15 protein-coding genes are annotated in these 18,678 nt (G+C 65.3%); 5 read left to right on the top strand and 10 right to left on the bottom strand.

The window, feature by feature from the left end:
* Positions 1–32: 32 nt before the first annotated feature.
* Positions 33–2,597 carry a TonB-dependent receptor gene (locus tag H4W01_RS14210; RefSeq protein WP_334685287.1) on the top strand — a complete coding sequence of 855 codons (2,565 nt, stop codon included), beginning with the start codon at positions 33–35 and terminating at the stop codon, positions 2,595–2,597.
* Positions 2,598–2,637: 40 nt separating this feature from the next.
* Here H4W01_RS14210 and purU read toward each other — a convergent pair whose 3' ends face one another.
* The 10 genes from purU to H4W01_RS14160 are packed head-to-tail and all read right to left on the bottom strand — an operon-like array spanning position 2,638 to position 14,681.
* Complete coding sequence (gene purU, locus H4W01_RS14205) at positions 2,638–3,498, bottom strand: formyltetrahydrofolate deformylase (RefSeq protein ID WP_209611866.1); 861 nt, start codon at positions 3,496–3,498, stop codon at positions 2,638–2,640.
* On the bottom strand, positions 3,498–4,823 hold the full coding sequence (locus H4W01_RS14200) for a spinster family MFS transporter (protein ID WP_334685286.1): 1,326 nt from the start codon (positions 4,821–4,823) through the stop codon (positions 3,498–3,500). The genes purU and H4W01_RS14200 overlap by 1 nt, the downstream gene beginning before the upstream one ends.
* Positions 4,824–4,853: 30 nt before the next feature.
* Positions 4,854–5,336: a sarcosine oxidase subunit gamma gene (locus tag H4W01_RS14195; protein WP_334685285.1), complete on the bottom strand. Its 483-nt coding sequence runs from the start codon at positions 5,334–5,336 to the stop codon at positions 4,854–4,856.
* On the bottom strand, positions 5,323–8,052 hold the full coding sequence (locus tag H4W01_RS14190; protein ID WP_209611861.1) for a 2Fe-2S iron-sulfur cluster-binding protein: 2,730 nt from the start codon (positions 8,050–8,052) through the stop codon (positions 5,323–5,325). Before H4W01_RS14190 ends, H4W01_RS14195 begins: the two co-directional genes overlap by 14 nt.
* A complete protein-coding gene (locus H4W01_RS14185) occupies positions 8,049–8,312 on the bottom strand; it encodes a sarcosine oxidase subunit delta (protein ID WP_209611859.1) in 264 nt (87 codons plus the stop codon). Before H4W01_RS14185 ends, H4W01_RS14190 begins: the two co-directional genes overlap by 4 nt.
* A complete protein-coding gene (locus H4W01_RS14180) occupies positions 8,312–9,568 on the bottom strand; it encodes a sarcosine oxidase subunit beta family protein (protein ID WP_209611857.1) in 1,257 nt (418 codons plus the stop codon). Before H4W01_RS14180 ends, H4W01_RS14185 begins: the two co-directional genes overlap by 1 nt.
* Positions 9,565–10,713: an NAD(P)/FAD-dependent oxidoreductase gene (locus tag H4W01_RS14175; RefSeq protein WP_334685284.1), complete on the bottom strand. Its 1,149-nt coding sequence runs from the start codon at positions 10,711–10,713 to the stop codon at positions 9,565–9,567. The genes H4W01_RS14180 and H4W01_RS14175 overlap by 4 nt, the downstream gene beginning before the upstream one ends.
* On the bottom strand, positions 10,706–12,223 hold the full coding sequence (locus H4W01_RS14170; RefSeq protein WP_209611852.1) for an FAD-dependent oxidoreductase: 1,518 nt from the start codon (positions 12,221–12,223) through the stop codon (positions 10,706–10,708). The genes H4W01_RS14175 and H4W01_RS14170 overlap by 8 nt, the downstream gene beginning before the upstream one ends.
* Positions 12,220–13,479, bottom strand: coding sequence for a cystathionine gamma-synthase family protein (locus H4W01_RS14165; protein WP_209611850.1), 1,260 nt, complete (start codon positions 13,477–13,479; stop codon positions 12,220–12,222). Before H4W01_RS14165 ends, H4W01_RS14170 begins: the two co-directional genes overlap by 4 nt.
* Entirely contained in the window at positions 13,476–14,681 is a 1,206-nt protein-coding gene (locus tag H4W01_RS14160) for an aromatic ring-hydroxylating oxygenase subunit alpha (RefSeq protein ID WP_334685283.1), read from the bottom strand. The genes H4W01_RS14165 and H4W01_RS14160 overlap by 4 nt, the downstream gene beginning before the upstream one ends.
* 187 nt (positions 14,682–14,868) lie before the next feature.
* Between H4W01_RS14160 and H4W01_RS14155 the strand changes: the two genes are divergently transcribed.
* The 4 genes from H4W01_RS14155 (at position 14,869) to H4W01_RS14140 (ending at position 18,622) form a co-directional block, all read left to right on the top strand.
* On the top strand, positions 14,869–15,843 hold the full coding sequence (locus H4W01_RS14155) for a LysR family transcriptional regulator (RefSeq protein WP_334685282.1): 975 nt from the start codon (positions 14,869–14,871) through the stop codon (positions 15,841–15,843).
* 310 nt (positions 15,844–16,153) lie between these two features.
* Positions 16,154–17,038: a glycosyltransferase gene (locus H4W01_RS14150; protein ID WP_209611847.1), complete on the top strand. Its 885-nt coding sequence runs from the start codon at positions 16,154–16,156 to the stop codon at positions 17,036–17,038.
* A gap of 83 nt (positions 17,039–17,121) precedes the next feature.
* Positions 17,122–17,679 carry an RNA polymerase sigma factor gene (locus H4W01_RS14145; RefSeq protein WP_010404344.1) on the top strand — a complete coding sequence of 186 codons (558 nt, stop codon included), beginning with the start codon at positions 17,122–17,124 and terminating at the stop codon, positions 17,677–17,679.
* Positions 17,669–18,622: a FecR family protein gene (locus H4W01_RS14140; RefSeq protein ID WP_209611845.1), complete on the top strand. Its 954-nt coding sequence runs from the start codon at positions 17,669–17,671 to the stop codon at positions 18,620–18,622. Before H4W01_RS14145 ends, H4W01_RS14140 begins: the two co-directional genes overlap by 11 nt.
* The last annotated feature ends 56 nt before the right edge of the window (positions 18,623–18,678 follow it).

The raw sequence follows: 18,678 nt of genomic DNA, 5'->3' as shown, positions 1-18,678 counted from the left end.
TGACGGGGCGTTTACGACAAGGGGGGACTATGATGAAGTTTCATGCTCAATCCGGCCCGTTGGGCCGTCGCACGCCTTTGCTTGCTACTTTGCTGGCATCTGCAGCAAGTTTGGCGTTGCTGGCACCACAGGCTGCCTTTGCTGCGCCAGACCATGCCACTCCCCTTGCCGATACCGATGCAGCGGCCGCAGGTGCTTCGCCGACACAAACGCCCCCCAAGGATGGCGAACTGACCGACATCGTCGTCACCGCAACGCGCTCGGGCGCGGAATCGCTGCAGAAGGTGCCGATCGCGGTGTCGGTGGTGAATGTCGACCAGGTCACCAAATCGGGGCAGGGCAATCTGTCCGATCTCGCCAAATTCACGCCCTCGCTGGTCATCACCGAAGGCGCACCGGGCTTCAACAAGTTCAACCTGCGCGGGCTTGCGACCGGCGGCTATGTCACGTCGGACACCTCGGATCGTCCGCTGGTCGCGGTCTATCTCGACGACACGCCGATCTCGGTGCAGGGGCAGACGCCCGATCTGAAGGTCTATGATCTCGACCGCGTCGAAGTGCTGCGCGGGCCGCAGGGCACGCTGTTCGGTGCGGGCTCGATGGCGGGGACGGTGCGCTTTGTGACGGCAAAGCCCGATGCCAAGAGCTTCTTCGGCACCGCCGAAGCGAGCGGATCGACCACCGAGCATGGGGCCGGCAGCTACAACGTCCGCGGCATGGTCAACATTCCGCTGATCAAGGATCAGCTTGCCGTGCGCGGCAATATCTTTGTCGGCAATGATGGCGGCTTCATCGACAATATCGGCCAGCACAAGGTCGACAACGCCAATAGCAACCGCTCCACCCAGGGCCGGGTCGCGGTGCGCTGGACGCCGACCGACAAACTGATCGTCGATGGCAGTTTCACCTATGAGGATAGCCGCGCCAAGGGGCTCAACACTGGGCTCAACGGCCTTGCGCCCTACACCTATGAGAGCAACGGCGCGGAAGGCACGCGCGACCTGTTCAAGCTCTATACTGGCGGTTTCGATTATGATGCGGGCTTTGCCAATCTGATCGTCACCGGCGCGTATACCGACCGCAAGATCGGCTTCAATGCGAGCCCGGATCCGCAGATCGGCTATTATTTCGCCAGTTATTACGCGCCGTATACCGGGGCCGGCAAATATCCGCTGTACAACCCGCCAGCCAGCTACAACCACGCCGTCACCAGCCTGATCCCGGCCGAAAACTACACGATCAACCAGAAGCTCAACGACTTTATGGCCGAAGCCCGGCTGGTGTCGAAGAACGATGGCCCGATCAAATGGACCGTCGGTGCCTATTATGAAAAGCAGAACCGGCACCTCGTTCAGGACATTCCGGTCGCCGGGTTCGATACGCTGTCCTACCAGAACGCTGCGTTTGGCCCGTTCGCGACGCCGAGCGGCCTGTATGACTCGAAAACCGTCGATGGCGCGTTCAACTCGAACGACATTTTCTCAGGCCTGCAGGACGTTCACGAGCATCAGTTCGCCGCTTATGCGGATGGCACGTGGCATGTCACCGATCGGCTCGATCTGACCGCTGGCCTGCGTTACTTCAATTTCAAGGAAAGCTATTATCTGTACGAAGGCGGCGCGTTCGGCGTGCTGCTCGGCAAGGATGCGCAGGGGCGGACGACAGGCATCACCCAGTCGATCACCTCGACGCTTAAGTCGAACGGCGTCAACCCGCGTGCCAACATCTCGTACAAGCTCGACGACAATGTGCTGATCTATGCCGAAGCCGCCAAGGGCTTCCGTTATGGCGGTGCCAATCAGCCGGTGCCGCTGGGCACGGCGGGTCTGGCCGGGCGCTGCACGACGCAGCTCAATGCCTATGGCTATACCGCCGCGCCGGGGACGTTCGGGCCCGACAAATTGTGGAACTACACGATCGGCGAAAAGGCCAAGCTGGCGGGCGGCCGCGTAACGCTCAACGCCAGCGCTTATTATATCGACTGGTCCGACGTGCAGACGCGGTTGCGGCTCAACTGCTCGTATTTCTTCACCGACAATAAGGGCAAGATCGCCAGCAAGGGCGTCGAGCTGGAGGCGGCGGTCAAGGCGACGCGGAACATCACGCTCAACGGCAGTTTCTCGTTCAACGATTCGAATGCGCGCGGCGACATCCCGACGGTCGGCGCGTTCGACGGCGACCGCACGCCGTATTCGCCGCAAGTGACCGCGTCGGCCGGGGCGTTCTACGATACCGATCTCGGCAGCGGCTCGCTGCATTTGCAGGCGACGTACAAATACATCTCGTCGCAGCAGACGACGTTCAACAATTACTCCACCACGCTTGACCCGAAGACCAAGCAGCTGATCGTCGACAAAACCAGCAATGGTGGGGCCAGCCAGACCTTCGCCGTGATCCCCGAAAGCCATAATGCGAGCGCGTCGATCACCTATGACGTGGGCCAGTTCGAATTCGGCGTCTTCGGCAACAATCTGTTCGACGGCGTCAAGGTGATCGATATCCAGCGCGCGACCTATTACGCGATCTATCAGGCGGGGTCGCGCGTGACCTATGCGCGCCCGCGCACGATCGGTGTGCGGGCGAAGGTGAAATTCTGACCGGACCGGGGAGGGCGGCGTGCCGCTCTCCCCATCGCCCTCAGTCGCGGAATACGATCGTCCGCGCGCCATTGGCGAGCACGCGCCCGCTCAGATGCAGGCCAACCGCGCGCGACAGCACGCGGCGTTCGATATCGCGGCCCTTGCGCACCAGGTCTTCGGCGGTGTCAGCATGGCTGATCCGTTCGACATCCTGTTCGATGATCGGCCCTTCGTCGAGATCGCCGGTCACGTAATGCGCGGTCGCCCCAATCACCTTCACCCCGCGCGCATGCGCCTGATGATAGGGCTTGGCCCCTTTGAAGCCAGGCAGGAAGCTGTGATGGATGTTGATGCACCGGCTGGCGAATTTGGCTGCGAGATCGTCCGACAGAATTTGCATGTAGCGCGCCAGCACCACCAGATCGGTGCGCGTGGCCTGATGAATCGCCCAGATCTTGGCTTCCTGTTCAGCCTTGGTCGCGGGGGTGATTGGCAGATGGTGGAAGGGAATGCCCGCCAGATCGAGCGACGAAAAGGCCTCGGCCGGATGGTTGGAGATGATCCCGACCACCTCCATGTCGAGCTCCCCGATGCGGCGGCGGTAGAGCAAGTCGACCAGGCAATGGTCGAACTTCGACACCAGGATCAGCACCCTTTGCCGGGCATCGGCCGGGCGGAGCGTGAGCGTCATGCCATAGTCTTTGGCAAGCGCATCGAACCCGCGCTGCACCGCCGCCGCATCCCCCCCGCCGGGGATGGAAAAGGCGGTGCGCATGAAGAAACCGCCCGAATCCGCGTCATTATACTGGCTGGAATCGGTGATGTTGCCGCCGCAGGCGAGAATGTGGCCAGAGACGGCGGCGACAATGCCGGGCCGGTCCTGGCACGACAAAGTGAGGATGAAGGGCTGCACGGACATCATGCCTCCGCAGGAAGGGGCGCGGCGTCCATGCCGAAGGTGCGCACGCGCAGATCGTCGACGGCGTAGCTGCGCACGCTCGTCCAATAATGATAGGCAGCCCAGAAGCCGGTGAGCGACAGCGCCAGCAAGGCATAGCGCAGCGATGCGGCATTGCCGCCGAGCGGCCCAGTCAGCATGTCGCTGATCCAGCCGACTGCGGTGGGCGCGATGATGAGGTTGGCGACATTGGCGGTGAGCAAACTTATCGCCATGCCTTGCGCGCGCATCGGCGCTGGCATGAAATTGAGCAGCAGCGCCATGGTCGGTCCGACATAGAGATAAATGGCGGGCACCACGATCCACAGCATCGCCGTCGCCACGGTGAGCGAATGCGTCCAGTAAATCAGGAAAGACGGGATCGTCGATGCCGCGACGATGACGGCGAGCAGCCGGGCGATCCATTTCGGATCCTGCATTTGCGGCAGCGCGAGGATGGCGCTGGTGGCGATCGTCGCGACCGTACCCGCCCAGAAATAGATGGTGCCGAGGCGCGCGCCCGCCTCTGCGGTCGACAGGCTGTAAGCGCGCTCGAAATAGGTCTGCGTCCAGAATAACAGGCCCCAGCCCCACAGGCAGATGACCGTGCCCGCCGCGTTGATGTGCCATGCCGACCGCTGCGTCCACAGGAAGCGGCACGTCTCGACAAAGCTCGCGGCGGGGGCGCTGTCTTCGGTGACGAGTTCGAAGCGGCCCCGCACCGGCTCGCGCACGGTCAGCAGGATCAGCAGGCCGAAGATCACGCCGGGCACGCCCAACGCGATGAAGGCGGCGCGCCAGCTATGGAAATGCTCGACGATCGCGCCCGCCAGGCTCGATCCCATCCACGCGCCAAGCGGCAGGCCCAGCGCATAGATGGTCAGCGCATAAGCGCGCCGTCCGCGCGGGAAATTGTCGGCGATGATCGAGGTTGAGGGCGGGGTGCCGCCCGCCTCGCCAATGCCGACCGCGATGCGCGCGAGCAGAAACTGCAGATAGTTTTGCGTCAGGCCAAGCAATGCGGTCGCCGCCGACCACAGGATCATCGCGCCGGCGACGATGTTGCGGCGATTGGCACGATCGGCATAGCGCGCGATCGGCAGCCCGACAAAGATGTAGAAGAAGGCGAGCGAAACGCCGGTCAGCCAGGCAACGCCCGAATCGCTGAGGCCAAATTCCTTGCGGATCGGTTCGAGCACGGTCGCGACGACATAGCGATCGGCGATGTTGACCGCATAGACCAGCCCCAGCACCAGCACGATATACCAGCGCGCCGATTCCAGGCGCGGTGTCGTCGATGTCATCATGCTGGCCCCCATTGTCTTCGTTCCCCGCCGTCAGCTGCCGCCGGGTCTGTTGCGCGGTGCAGGCGGCGGTTCGGTCACCCCGATCGCGCGCGTCCACAGATCGGCCAGACTAGCGGCGTAACTGCTTGGCAGATAGACCTCACACGCGGTGTCGCTGATCGGCGCGATCCACACCGGCACATGGTGGATCGTCGTCGCGGCGATCTGGCCGGGGCCGAAAACGGGATTTTCGGAATCGAACCACCCGCTCACGCTCAGCAGCGCACGCCAGCCGGGGCCGGTGAGCGTGGCGCGGATCAGGCCGCCGCCGATGGGCGAAAGTGCGCCACGATCGGCGATGTGCGCGGTGATGGCGGGCGTGTGCTGCGCCGCGTCGATCAACCACCAGCGTCGCGGTTCGACCTGCACTATCCGCCCGGTTGGAAGATCCGGCGGCACGCCCTCGTCCCACAGGTCGAGCGCGACGACATCGCCCGCCGGGGCCATCGCCAGGGTGACCTTAGTCTCCGTCACGATAGCGTGTCCCTTCGGGATCGTAGAAAAGCGGGGCTGTAACGGTCACGTGGGCGGACTGATTGCGGGTGGGGGAGGTGGCGAGCAAGCGTTCGCCGATCCGCAGTCTTCCCCCGGCGAGCAAGCTCAGCGCAACCGCGCCCTCGCCCAGCACACGCTCGGTGGCGGAGGTGACATGGCCCAGCACCGGATTTCCGGCGTCCGTGACCAGCATTGCGCCTTCGGGGATCGGCGTTTCGCTGGTCAGGCCGACGAGCTGCAAGCGATCGGGCGCTGACAAAGCCGGGCGGGTCAACCCCGCGGCACCGATGAAGCCACCGCTCTTGCGCAGCATCCGCTCAAGCTGGAGGTCATGTGGGGTGGTGCGGCCATCGGCCTCCGCCCCGATCACGATGTGGCCCTTTTCGATCCGCAGAAATTCGAGCGCCTCCAGCCCATAAGGCGCACCGCCGCGCGCGCGCGTGGCCGCTTCCACGGCATCCCATACCGCAGCCGCATCGCTGGCCACGGCATAAAGTTCGAAGGCGCGCTCTCCGCTATAGCTGGCGGCGAGGATCAGCACGGCTACCCCGGCGATTTCGGCCTGGGCCAGCCCCATATGCGCGGGCGGGGCGATGCCGGTCAGCTCTGCCAGAATGGCCTTGGCGCATGGCCCGGCCAGCGCGATCCCGGCGAAATGCTCTTGTTGCGCCACCACCGACACCCGCAGATGCGGGGCGAGCACGCGGTGGGCATAGCTGAGATGCGCCTCCATCCGGTCGGCCCCGCCGGTCGAACTGGTCAGCAGATAGCGGTTTTCCTCCAGCCGCCAGACGGTGCCGTCATCCATCACCATGCCGTCTTCGCGCAGCAGGAAGGTATAGCGTCCGCGCCCGACCGCGAGCTTGGCGATGCCGGTCGCGCACACGCTTTCGAGCAACGCCGCCGCATCCGGCCCGACCACCGCGAATTTGGCCAGCGTCGAGACATCTACGATCCCTGCGGCGGTGCGCACCGCGCGCGCCTCGCGCAGTGCCGCCTGATGCAGCGTTTCCCCAGCTACCGGATAGGCGCGCGGCCGGTGCCACAGCCCGAGCGGTTGCCAGATCGGGGCGAGGCGCTGGTGGCGATCATAGAGCGCCAGCCGACGGCTCGGCGCGGCATGGCCGCCACCATCGGCCCCAGCCAGCGCGCCCAGCGTCACCGGCGTGAACGGCGCGCGGAAGGTGGTGAGGCCGGCTTGCGGGATGGTGACCCCGGCGACGCTTGCCAGTCGTGCGAGCGCGGCCATATTGCTGGTCTTGCCCTGGTCGGTCGCCATGCCGAGCGTGGTGTAGCGTTTGAGGTGTTCGACCGAGCGATAGCCTTCGGCCCAGGCGAGATCGATATCGGCGGCGGTCACGTCATTCTGGAAATCGATGAAGCTGGTTTTGGGATCGGGCAGATCGGCAACCGCAATGCCCACTGGCGGCAGGTCGCCCGCTGCCGCACCGACGCTCGACACCGCTTGCAGCGATGTGCCGGGCACGAAGGCTTGGATCGCCTCGTCCCAATCGAGCGCGCCACCGTCCTGACTGTGCAGATGCACGACGGGGGTGAAACCTCCGGAAATCGCGAGTAAATCGGCCTCGAAGCGCGTGCGTTCGCCCCCAATATCGGCCTCGACCGAGTGCAAATGATGGCGTTTGCCCAATGTTGAGATCGGGAAGGCATTGGTGTGGACCGGGTGCGCGGCGGCGCTGGCAACGGCGCTCTTTTCGGCGCGGGAGTCCAGAATGGCGACGACGCTGCTACCCGCCGCCGCAATCGCATCGGCCGTGGCATAGGCAGCGTCATTGTTGGTGGCGATGACGACGCGCTGGCCCGGCAGCACCTTGAACCGCTCGATATAGCGGCGCACCGCTTGCGACAGCATCACGCCGGGGCGGTCATTCCCGGCAAAGGTCAGCGGGCGCTCGATCGCGCCGGTCGCGAGCACAACGCGGCGCGCGCGGACATGCCAAAGCCGTTGTGCGGGCTGGCCGGGGGCAGGGGGCTGGCCTGGCTCGACCAGGCGTTGGACCAGCGTGACAAAGCCATGATCCCACACGCCCGACGCGGTGGTACGCGTCAGCACGCGCGCGCCGTCGATCGCCTCGCACACTGCGCGGTCTTGCTCGACCAACAGCACGCGCTCGCCTGCTTGCACTGCGGCACGCGCGGCGGCGATCCCGGCTGGGCCGCCGCCCACCACCAGCACATCGCAAAAGGCCGAACGGTGTTCGTAAGGGTCGGGGTCGGGTTCGGTCGGTGCCTTGCCCAGACCGGCGGCGCGACGGATGAAGCGCTCGTACAGCAGCCAGCGTGACGGCGGGCCAAAGAAGGTCTTGTAATAGAAGCCCGCCGTTAGGAAGCGCGCGGCGAGCCCGTTGACCGCGCCCAGATCGAAAGCAAGGCTCGGCCAGCGATTCTGGCTGCGCGCGACCAAGCCATCATAGACATACACATCGGTCGCGCGCGTATTGGGTTCGCGCCGTCCGCCTTCGCCGACCGTGACCAGCGCATTGGGTTCCTCGACGCCTGCGCTCAGGATCCCGCGTGGGCGGTGATATTTGAAACTGCGCGCGACCAGGCCGATGCCGTTCGCCAGCAGCGCTGCCGCCAGTGTATCGCCGGGGCACGCGCGCAGCGGTACGCCATCGAAGGTGAAACGCAGCGTCGGCTCCGGGCCACCGGGCAAGCGCGACGGGCCGCTCATCGGTGCAACGCCGGATCAAAGGCCGCGACCGATGTGATTTCGTGCGTCTGGCGATGGCGGCGCAACACCAGCCACTGCCGACAGCCAAAGGCGTGCCGCCACAGTTCGTCATCAAAGCCGCGCGGATTGGCGCGCGCATAGAGCCGCCGGACCGCTTCGTCCGCAGGCATCTCCAGCGTCACGATCGAATCGAGCGTGCGTTCATAGCTGAACTCGCTTTGCGCGCGCGCTCCGCAAAAGGGGCAATCGATCTGCAGCATCAGCGCAACTGCGGCAGGACGCCGACGCCTGCTTCATCGATGGTCGCGCCGCGCGCGAAGCGGTCGAACGCAAAGGGTGCTGCGAGCGGGTGATTGTCGCCCGTCGCCAGCAAATGCGCGTAGCACCAGCCCGAGGCAGGCGTCGCCTTGAAGCCGCCATAACACCAGCCGCCATTGAGATAGAGCCCGTCGACCGGCAAGGCCGACAGGATCGGCGATCCGTCGAAGCTCATATCGGTCGTGCCCGCCCAGCACCGCACCATCCGGAGCCGCGACAGCGCGGGCACGAGCGCGATCGCTTCCGCGGCGGCCTTCTCGATCCTTGGCGGCAGGCCGCGCTGGGCGTAGCTCGGGAACTGGTCGGGGTCGCCGCCTAGCACGATCCCGCCTTTGTCGGACTGGCTGATATAGCAATGCAGCGACTGCGACATGATGACGGTGTCGATCATCGGCTTGACCGGCTCGGTGACGAAGGCCTGCAATGTCTGCGCTTCGATCGGAAGCTGGAGGCCCGCAAATGCGGCGACCGGCCCGCTATTGCCCGCCACGCAAATGCCGACGCGACCGGCGGCGATGGGGCCCCGCGTCGTCGCGACGCCGCTCACCCGCCCGCCGGTCATGGCGAAGCCGGTGACTTCGCACTTCTGGATCACATCGACGCCCAGCGCATCGGCGGCGCGGGCATAGCCCCAGGCGACCGCATCGTGCCGCGCGGTGCCGCCCCGGCGCTGGATCAGCCCGCCGTGGATTGGGAAGCGCGCATCGGGGGCCATATCGAGCAGCGGCACCAGCTTTTGCACCTGCGCGCGTGTGAGCAATTCGGCATCGATCCCGTCGCAGCGCAGCGCGTCGCCGCGCTGCGCCAGCGCCGTCATGTCGCCGTCGGAATGGCCGAGGAACAGCGCGCCACGCGGCGAAAACATCACGTTGAAATTGAGCGCGTCGCTCATCCCCTCCCACAAATCGAGCGCGAAATCGAACAAATCGTGCAGCGGTTTCTGGCGGTAGTTGGAGCGCACGATCGTCGTGTTGCGCCCGGTATTGCCGCCGCCGATCCACCCCTTTTCGAGCACCGCGATGTTGCGCAGGCCGTGCACCTTGGCGAGATAATAGGCCGTGGCCAGACCGTGCCCGCCGCCACCGATGATGACGATGTCATACGATTTCTTCGGCTCCGGGTCGCGCCACGCTTGCTCCCAGCCACGCTGCCCGGTGAGCCCGGCCTTGAGCAGCGCCAGTGCCGAATAGCGCTTCATGCCGCCCACCCGCGCTGTTCGCGCCAATCGGGCTCCAGATTTTTGAAGCGGGCGAGGCCGAGCTTGGTGATGTCGGCGAAGGAGCAGGTGCCATCGATGACGAGATCGCGCACGGCATGGCCGCTGGCGGGCGACAGGCCGAAGCCGACGCCCGACATGGTCGCGACGGTAACGTTGCTGGGATGGTCAAGCCGGTCGAGAATCGGGCGGCCATCGGGCGTATTCTCGATCACCCCCGCCCAGGATCGGATGACGTTCAGGTGTGCGGCCTTGGGAAACATCTCCGCGACGCGGCGGGCTAAGTTGCGGATCAGCGGCGAAGTCGGGCGCGCCTTTGGCCCGGCTTCGTCCATGTCGATCCACTCATGCGGACCACCGCCAAAAGCGAGATTGCCGCGCAGCGTCTGCCGCCCGTACAGGCCATTGCCATCGACGCCGCCGATCCGCATCAGCGGGGCGGGTTCGGTCACGATCATCTCCGCGCGGGCCGAGGCGAGCGGGAAGTCCACGCCAAGCGGGGCAAGCAGCATCCCCGATTGCGGGCCCGCCGCCACGACCAGCGCGTCGCAGGCGATCCGCCCGCGCGGCGTATCGACCGCGACGACCTTGCCCCCGTTGGTCTCGATCGACAAAGCCGGGCAATGTTGCAGGATGCGCCCGCCCAAATCCTGCAGCGCCCAGGCATAGGCCTGCACGGTGCGCTGCGGATTGGCATGGCCGCCAAAGCGCAAATGAATGCCGCCAAGGCAGCTCTGGTCGGTCAGCGGCACCATGTCCTGCGCCTGCTGGCTGTCCAGATCATCGACGCGGTAGCCCATCGCGCTGCACATCCGCCCGACCGCGCGGTAATGGTCGAGCAGGTCCGGATCACGCTGGATGATGATGCGTTCGCGCTGATATTCGGTCGGGTAGCCGAGCAGATCGTCCATCTGCGGCCATAGCCGCTGTTCTTCCGCGAAGAGCGGGCTCTGATAATGCGAGGCCCCGCCGCCATTGCGGCCCGATGCTTCCCAGCCGACGATGCCCTTGTCGAGCACGACCACGTCGAACCCGTCGCGCGCCAGCCACCAGGCCGCGCTGAGGCCGGTGACGCCCGCGCCAATCACGACGACCGCTGCGCCCTTGGGCAGATCTGCCTCAGACATGCATAGTGCCGCCGAGCCCCGCGACATGATCCGCCTCTTCCGGCGTGCCGATCACGGCATAGGGCGTCCATTGCGTCGGGATGCCGAACCATACGTCCCACCCCGCCGTCATCGCGGTGCTTTCCTGCCAGTCGGCGAGGATGCCGAGCGGCACGGGGCGCACCGGCGCGCGGAAGCTGGCGACCGGCACCGTGGCGAGTGGCACGCCTTGCTGTTCGGCGAGCAGGCACGCCACCTGATCGCGGCAGCGCCGCCCCTGGCACGCGCCCATCCCGGCGCGGGTCAGGCGCTTGATCTGGTCGGGGTTGGCCGGTCCGTCATTGAGCAGCGAAGCAAGCGAGCGCGCGGCCATGGCGTGCGGCCTGTCGAGGTAACGGGGCGGCTGCACGGCGAGCAGATCGGCGCGGGTCACCTCCTCGCACTGGCAGACGATGGTGTCGGGTGTGGCGTGCGCGCCGAGCGCTGTTGCCCACGCCTGGAGATAGGCGGGGTCGGGCCGCGTGACTGCGGCGGCGTCGCCGATCAGGTGGATGGTTTCGCCGGGAAGGGTGCCTGCCGCATCAAGCAATTCGGTCGCCGGGGTGAGGCCGAGTGCGAGCACGATCGTATCGCAGGCGATTTCCAGCTCGTTGTCCTTCCCCGGCGCAGGCCGGGGCCCAGTCACGGAGGTTTCGGTGAGGGAGCGTAGCGCATCCCAATCGCCGTTTCCCGACTGGGCCCCGGCCTGCGCCGGGGAAGGAAGACGGGTTAGGGTAACGCCCGCGACGCCGTCGATCCCGCCGCGGGTCGCCGCAACCGTGTGACCGAGCAAGATCGACACGCCCGCCGCCGCGACTTGCTCCGCCAGCGCTGCGGGGCCCTGCACCGTCTCCGCAACTTCGACCAAGGCGGCAACCGCGATCCCGCGCGCGAGCGCGAGCAGCGCCGTTTCCAGCGCAAGTGCGCCCGACCCCAAAATCACCACCCGACGGCTCGCCAGCGCATCATAGCGCGTCAGCAGCGCGGCAAAGCCCTGCGCGCCCATTACCCCCGGCTGGTTCCACCCGGCAAAACCCAGCACCAGATCGCGCGCGCCGGTCGCCAGCACCAGCCGCCCGAACCCGACCATCGTCGCGGCTTCGGCATCGGCAAGCCCCAGCATCGGCTCGGGCAAGGCGCGCAGTGCGGGGCCGTTGACGTACAACCCCCAGGCACAGGTGCCGAGCCGGACATCGACCCCGGCCGCGAAAGCGGTTTCGAGCGCCGGATTGCTCGTGAACACCTGTTCCAGCATCCGTGCGGGCTGTTGCAACGCCGCCGTCATGCGACCGCCGTAGAAATAGGGGGCGTCGCTGCCGATCAGCGCGCCCGGCACCGGATTTTCGTCGATCAGCAATACCGACGCGCCGTCTTCCGCCGCCGCGATGGCCGCCGCCGTGCCTGCCGACCCTGCGCCGACGACCACCACATCGAAGCGCGCATCGGGCGCGGGCAGCTTGCCGTCGATCGCGTGGACATCGCGCACGGTCATATCGCGTCGAGCGCTTGGCTGAGATCGGCCAGCAAATCCTCGACATGCTCGATCCCGACCGACAGCCGCAGCGTGGCATCGGTAATCCCGCCCGCCGCGCGTTCTTCGGGCGTCAGCGCATAATGCGTCGTGGTCGCCGGATGGGTGATGAGCGTTTCCGATCCGCCCAGGCTGACGGCAAAGCGCAACAACGTCAGCTGGTCGAGAAAGCGGAACGCCTCCGCCTCGCCACCGACCACCGCGAAGGAAAAGGTCGATCCCGCTGCCTTGCATTGGCGATCATAGACCGCGCGCGCCGCACTGCCTTCGGCCAGGAAGGCGAGATAGGTGATGCTTGCCACGTTGGGATGATCGCGCAGCAATTCGGCGATGCGGCGCGCATTGTCCATCGCGCGCTCGACCCGCACATGCACCGTTTCCATCGATCGCAGCAGCAGCCAACTGGTATAAGGGTCGAGATGACTGCCCAGTGTGGTGCGCAACAACCGGAGCGGCGCGATCAGCGCCGCGCTGCCGCTCACACCGCCCGCCAGCAAATCGCTGTGGCCGCCACAATATTTGGTCAGGCTGGTCATGCACAGATCGACCCCAAACGCGATCGGGCGCTGCATCAGTGGCCCGAGCAAGGTGTTGTCGACCACCACCAGCGGGCGCAGCCCGGTGCGCGCGCCAACCGCGTCGGCAATGTCCACGACCAAGGCGATGTCGACGATCGCGGCGGTCGGGTTGGCCGGGGTCTCGATCACGATCAGCTTGAGCGGCCCGTGCGAGAGCGCTTCCTCGACCGCCGCCTCGATACTGGCACGGTCACATCCGTCGGTGAATTCGGCATGGGCGACGCCGAAGGCCGGCATCAGGCCGGTATAGAGCCCGTTGGTGCCGCCATAGATCGGGCGGCTGAACACCACGCTGTCGCCGGGGCGCAGATGCGCAAGCGCGATCGCCGAATGCGTCGCCATGCCGCTGTTGAACACGGCGGCGGCCTCGGCCCCGTCGAGCGCCGCCAGCCGCGCCTCGACCATGTCGAGCCCGGGGTGGCTCAGCCGCGCATAGATATGGCCGGGACGCCCGACTTCGGGGCCGGTGCCGTCGAAATACGCCTCGTGAATGTCCTTCGCTTGCCGCGCCGAGGCATAAGCGAAGGTCGAGGTCATGTAGATTGGCGGCTTGGCGGCATTGGCGGCGCTCGCCGGATCATAGCCCGCGCGCACGGCGAGCGTTTCGGGACGCCAGGCGGGAGGAGTGTCGTCGCTCATCGCGCCGCGCGATCAAGATAGGCATTGGCCTTGGCGCAATACCAGTCGACGAAGCGCAGCGTCAGCGATTCCGCATCGGGGCTGTATGGGCCCGGCGTATAGCCCGGCGAATTGACGCCAAGCTGGTTGTTTTCGGCCAGTTCCTTGTCCTGCAAATTGGTGCGCGTCCACAGGTCGGTGAGCGCGGCGATGTCATAATCCACGCCCTCCACAGCGTCTTCATGCACCAGCCATTTGGACACGACATGCGTTTCGGTTGGCGACACCGGATAGGCGCTGAAGGCGAAGGTATATTCGCTGGTCGAATGGCAGAAATTGTTGGGCTCGATCGCCCAGCGCAACGATCCGGTATCGCCGCCGCCAATGTCGCACATCAGCTTCTTGACGGTGAATTGCCCGTCGGTGCTCATCGCCACCGTGCCGTCATTCAGCGGAAAGCGCACCGCTTGCCACCAATCCTCGCCGACCGGCCCCATCGGCATCGCCAGATCGGCCATGCGCCGTTCGAAGCGCGTCGCTGTGTCATCGGCAAAATCGAAATAGGCCGAGGCGTTGATCGGGAAGGAGCGCGAGAGTTCGGGGTGGCCGCTCGCGCAATGATAGCATTCGCGGCCATTTTCCATGACCAGCTTCCAATTGGCATATTCGACCAGCGTGGCCTGGTGGGCGAGCTTGGCATGGGCGAGGTTGTGCGGCGCGAGTAGCGGCGTCAGGTCGCGGCGCATGGTGGCGATGTCGGGCGGCGTTTCGGCGAGGCAGATGAACACGGCACCGGCAACCCGTTCGAGATGGATCGGCTTCAGGCTGTGTTCGCCCTTGTCGAAGATTTCGGGCATCCGCCCCGCCGCGAGCAGCCGCCCGTCCAGGCCATAGGTCCAGCTATGATAAGGGCAGACCAAGCGCGCGACACGGCCTTCGCCGGGCTTGCACAGGATCGACCCGCGATGGCGGCAGCTATTGTGGAAGGCGCGCAGGTCTCCATCGCGTCCGTGGACCACCAGAACCGGCCACGACCCGATCATGAAGGACAGATAGTCGCCCGGCTGGCGGAGTTCGGCTTCGAACCCGACGAACAGCCATGACTGGCCGAATATCGCCGCCAGATCGAATTCGAACGCTTCCTGACCGGTGTAGAGCGCCTGGGGCAGGGAATGGCCGACCGGGCGCGCCTGCAGCAGCGTCGAAATAGTCCCGAGGTTCAACCGAAATCCTCCCACCTGCCCATCATAGAAGAGTGACATGGCGAGGAGGCGATGCTGAAATCGCATTTGCGCATGGCGATATGCCAAAAGCTGCGGGGTCCCTGCGCCGCCGCGCCGCACCGTTGCGCCGCCCGAAAAAACACGCTTGGTATCGAAAAACGGCATAACCGAGCCTAAGGCTCGTCAGGTGTCACCAGCCAGCAGGGGGATTTCCATCGCACGCACCACTCCCGTCAATCGGCGCTGGTTACCGCTCAACGCCTTGCGCGCGTTCGATGCGGTCGGCCAGCGGCTGAGCTTCACCGCCGGCGCGCAGGCGCTCAACGTCTCGCAAAGCGCGGTCAGCCGCCATGTCATCAGCCTGGAGGAATTGCTCGGGCACAAATTGTTCGATCGTTCGGGCCAGGCGCTGGTGCTGACGGAAGCGGGCAAGGTGCTGCTGCCCGAAGTCGGCAAGGCGTTTGACCGGCTGGAGCAGACGATGAACGCGATCTGCGCCAACCCCGCCGCCAGCCGCCCGATCCGCATCCACATTCCGCCGACGCTGTTGCAGCAAGTGGTGATGCCGATGATCCAGGCCTTCCACGCCGAACATCCCGACGTCCGTATCGACATTTCCAGCTCGCACGCGGTCGGCTTGCCGAGCACCGAGACCGATATGGCGATCGTGTTCGACCGCCCCAATATCGACGATCGCGTGACCGATTTGTTGTGGATGGTGCGCGTCGCGCCGGTGTGCGCGCCGCAGACCGCCGAGCGGCACAAGGGTAAGACGCTGGAGCAGTTCCTGGCCGATGCGCCGTTGCTGCACGTCAAGCTGGAGGGGCAGCCACGCGGCCTGTTGTGGAGCGCTTATGCCAATCAATGCCGCATCGCGCTCGATTCCGACCGTGGCCTTGCCTTCGACGCCAATGCGCTGGCGGTCAGCTATGCGATGCAGTCGGATGGCGTGGCGCTCGCCGATATCGACATGTTCGCGCCCGAAATCGCGGCAGGCCAGCTCGTCATTCCCTATGACGCGGTCATCAACGATGGGTTTGGTTACTATCTGAAGCTGCGCGCCGATGATTTGGCGGACCCGACAATCAGCATGGTGCGCAGCTGGCTTATCGCGCATTTCGCCGCGCGCGGGCATGCGACGCATGAGGCTGGCTTGAGCTAACCATTTGAAATCACGGTTACTCTGACCGGACTACCGCCGACCCTACGCGCGACCGCAAAAAAAGTTCCACGACGTCGAATATCCTGTCCGGTTTTCGCGCGTCGGTATCGTTTTGTTAACGAGGAGATCTCGTTTGCCGATGCCGACCGCGAAACACTTTACGGGAGTCGACACCCGTTTTGCGCGGCCGGGCGGTTGGCGCAGGCTGTCGGGGGGCATCTGCGCAATGGCGAACCGAGCGCGCGCCGTCCCGGCGATCGCCGCTCTCTCCTCGACATATTGATCACGCGGACCAGCGCAGGAACGACACATGTTACTCGAATCGCAGGACTATCAAGGCTGGAATTCGCCGTGGGAGCCCAACGCGACCAGCGTCGGTCGTGGCCCTTGCGCGTGGACCGTGCTGATTCCCTTTTTCAACGAGCGGAATTTCCTGGACGGGACCCTGGCCAGCCTTGCCGCGCAGGATGTGCCGTTCGAGCTGATCCTGATCGATAATGGCTCAACCGATGGCAGCGGTGATGTTGCGGCGGCGATTTGCCAGCGGCTTGGCCTTTCGTACACGCTGCGGGTCGATCGCCGTCCGGGCAAGGTGAACGCGCTGCAAAGCGGCATTGAGTGCACGAAGACGCCGTTCGTCGCGACGTGCGATGCCGATACGCTGTACCCGACCGACTATTTGCGCAAGGCGCAGCATCTGCTCGAAACGTCCGGTGCCGTGGCGGGCGGGGCCTATTTCGTCACGCCGACCGCGACCGCAGAGGATCACGCCCAGGCGGCCCAACGCATGGCGCGTGCGGCCAAGCTGCTGCCAGCGCAGTGCCATACCGGCGGGGCGGGGCAAGTGTTCCGTACCGATGCGCTGCGCCGCGCAGGGCAATTTGATGCCAGTCGCTGGGGTTATGTGCTCGAGGATCACGAGATCATGCACCGCATGGCGAAGCTTGGTCGGCTGGCTTATGGCGGTGCTCTGTGGTGCGCGCCTTCTCCCCGCGAACGCGATCGGGAATCGATCCGCTGGACGTTGCTGGAACGCGTTCTGTATCATGTGACGCCGAAGCCCGCCCGAGACTGGTTCTTCTATGATTTCCTCGGTCGTCGGCTTGCCGCGCGCAAATTGACGAGCGACCGGATCCGTGAACGTCAGTTTTACGCGCAGCCGGATTTTGCCAACCGTTCCGCCACGCCCGCCTGATCGTCGGTAAATGTATGTGCGCGCTTGCGAAGTAACGCGCGGCGCGCTCTAGACGGCAGAATGCCGTGGCTGCTTCTTCATCGATGACCGAGGCTGGTCTCAAGGCGGTGTTCCTGGCGGAACGACCGATGTTGTTGCGCTTGCTCGCGGCACGTCTCGGCAATCCCGCCGATGCAGAGGATGCGCTGCAGGATATTTGGCTCAAGCTCGACCAGCACGGCGTACCGCCAGTCGCCCAGCCGGCCGCCTATCTGTATCGCATGGCCACGAATCTGGCGGCGGATCGGCGGATTGCGGCGGCGCGCGCGGGCGCGCGGGACACCGCATGGCTGGAGGTGCAGCCTGCGGCAGAGGAGCATCCCTCGATCGAGCACACTTTGCTGGCGCGCGAGCGGCTTGCGCGACTCGAAGCCGCGCTCGCCGCAATGCCCGAGCGGATGAGCCAGGCTTTGCGCCTCTATCGCGTCGAAAACTTGCCCCAAAAGCAGATCGCCGAGCGGCTTGGCATGACGGTTAGCGGTGTCGAAAAGCTGTTGAGACGGGCTGTTAAAGAAATTCACGCATATAAACTGGCGGGCGAGGCGGAATCGGGCGATGTGTATCGTCTATCCGATGAAGGGGACTCTCATCGTGGCCGTTGAAGACGCGACTATCGTCGACCGCGCCATCGACTGGCATTTGCGCCAGGGCGATATGGGCGAGGCTGACTGGCGCGCTTTCGTCGCCTGGTTGGAGGAAGACCCCGCGCACGCGCAGGCCTTTGACACGGTCGCGCTCGACATGGCGCTGTTGTCCGAACGCGCTGATCTTTTCCCCGCGCAACCGATGGTGGTGGCACCGGTCGTAGCGCCGACACCGACTCGACGCCTTTGGGCGTGGGTTGGCGGGGGCGTGGCGGTTGCAGCTGCGGCCAGTGTTACGCTGATGGTGGCACCGATCGGTTCAGGCAGTGCGAGCGCCGCCTATGCTGTCGAAACCAAGCCAGGTCAGCGGCAGGATATCGCGCTGAGCGACGGCACGCGGATCGAGCTGAACGGCGCGAGCCGGTTGGTGCTGGACCGCAACAATCCGAGAATTGCCACGCTCCAGGCGGGCGAGGCGACTTTCCATGTCCGCCATGATCCGCGCGATCCGTTTACGGTGCGATCCGGCACGATGACGGTCCAGGACTTGGGCACCGTCTTCAATGTCGACCGCGATGGCGCGCGGTTTGATGTGCAGGTCGCTGAAGGGTCGGTTTTGTTTCAGCCGCGCCAGCAAGCAGTGACGCTGCGCTCGGGCGCTGCGGTCTCCGCGCGGGAGGATCTTGGCAGCGTGACGGTGTTGAAGATCGACGCCGCCAAGGTCGGCAGCTGGCGAAATGGGGTGGTTGCCTTTGGCGGGGAACCGTTCGGGCGTGTCATCACTTCGGTTAGACGGATCGACGGGGTCATCCTTTCGATTGAGCGGAGCTTGTCGCAGCAGCCCTTTACCGGCATGGTCCGCTTCACGGGTGAAGCGGCGCGGGATGTTCCGCACATTGCCGCGCTGGTTGGGGCTGAGTGGCATCACGATGGCGAGCGATGGACCATCTCGCCGAAATAACCGTAATGTGCTGTGTCTAAGCAGAAAACGAACCGGGCTTGGGCCGCGCATCGCTG

The sequence above is a fragment of the Sphingomonas sp. PL20 genome (assembly GCF_017875905.1).
GTDB classification, from domain to species: Bacteria; Pseudomonadota; Alphaproteobacteria; order Sphingomonadales; family Sphingomonadaceae; genus Sphingomonas; species Sphingomonas echinoides.
Note: the sequence above shows the minus strand (reverse complement) of the source record. Positions and strands in the feature narration are given on the sequence as shown.

Excerpts from the sequence above, each read along its gene's own strand:
- H4W01_RS14210 (WP_334685287.1), top strand. The coding sequence starts at position 33 with ATGAAGTTTCATGCTCAATCCGGCCCGTTGGGCCGTCGCACGCCTTTG.
- H4W01_RS14170 (WP_209611852.1), bottom strand. The coding sequence starts at position 12,223 with ATGACCGTGCGCGATGTCCACGCGATCGACGGCAAGCTGCCCGCGCCC.
- H4W01_RS14175 (WP_334685284.1), bottom strand. The coding sequence starts at position 10,713 with ATGTCTGAGGCAGATCTGCCCAAGGGCGCAGCGGTCGTCGTGATTGGC.
- H4W01_RS14150 (WP_209611847.1), top strand. The coding sequence starts at position 16,154 with ATGTTACTCGAATCGCAGGACTATCAAGGCTGGAATTCGCCGTGGGAG.
- H4W01_RS14145 (WP_010404344.1), top strand. The coding sequence starts at position 17,122 with ATGACCGAGGCTGGTCTCAAGGCGGTGTTCCTGGCGGAACGACCGATG.
- H4W01_RS14190 (WP_209611861.1), bottom strand. The coding sequence starts at position 8,052 with ATGAGCGGCCCGTCGCGCTTGCCCGGTGGCCCGGAGCCGACGCTGCGT.
- H4W01_RS14180 (WP_209611857.1), bottom strand. The coding sequence starts at position 9,568 with ATGAAGCGCTATTCGGCACTGGCGCTGCTCAAGGCCGGGCTCACCGGG.
- H4W01_RS14185 (WP_209611859.1), bottom strand. The coding sequence starts at position 8,312 with ATGCTGCAGATCGATTGCCCCTTTTGCGGAGCGCGCGCGCAAAGCGAG.
- H4W01_RS14165 (WP_209611850.1), bottom strand. The coding sequence starts at position 13,479 with ATGAGCGACGACACTCCTCCCGCCTGGCGTCCCGAAACGCTCGCCGTG.
- purU (WP_209611866.1), bottom strand. The coding sequence starts at position 3,498 with ATGTCCGTGCAGCCCTTCATCCTCACTTTGTCGTGCCAGGACCGGCCC.
- H4W01_RS14200 (WP_334685286.1), bottom strand. The coding sequence starts at position 4,823 with ATGATGACATCGACGACACCGCGCCTGGAATCGGCGCGCTGGTATATC.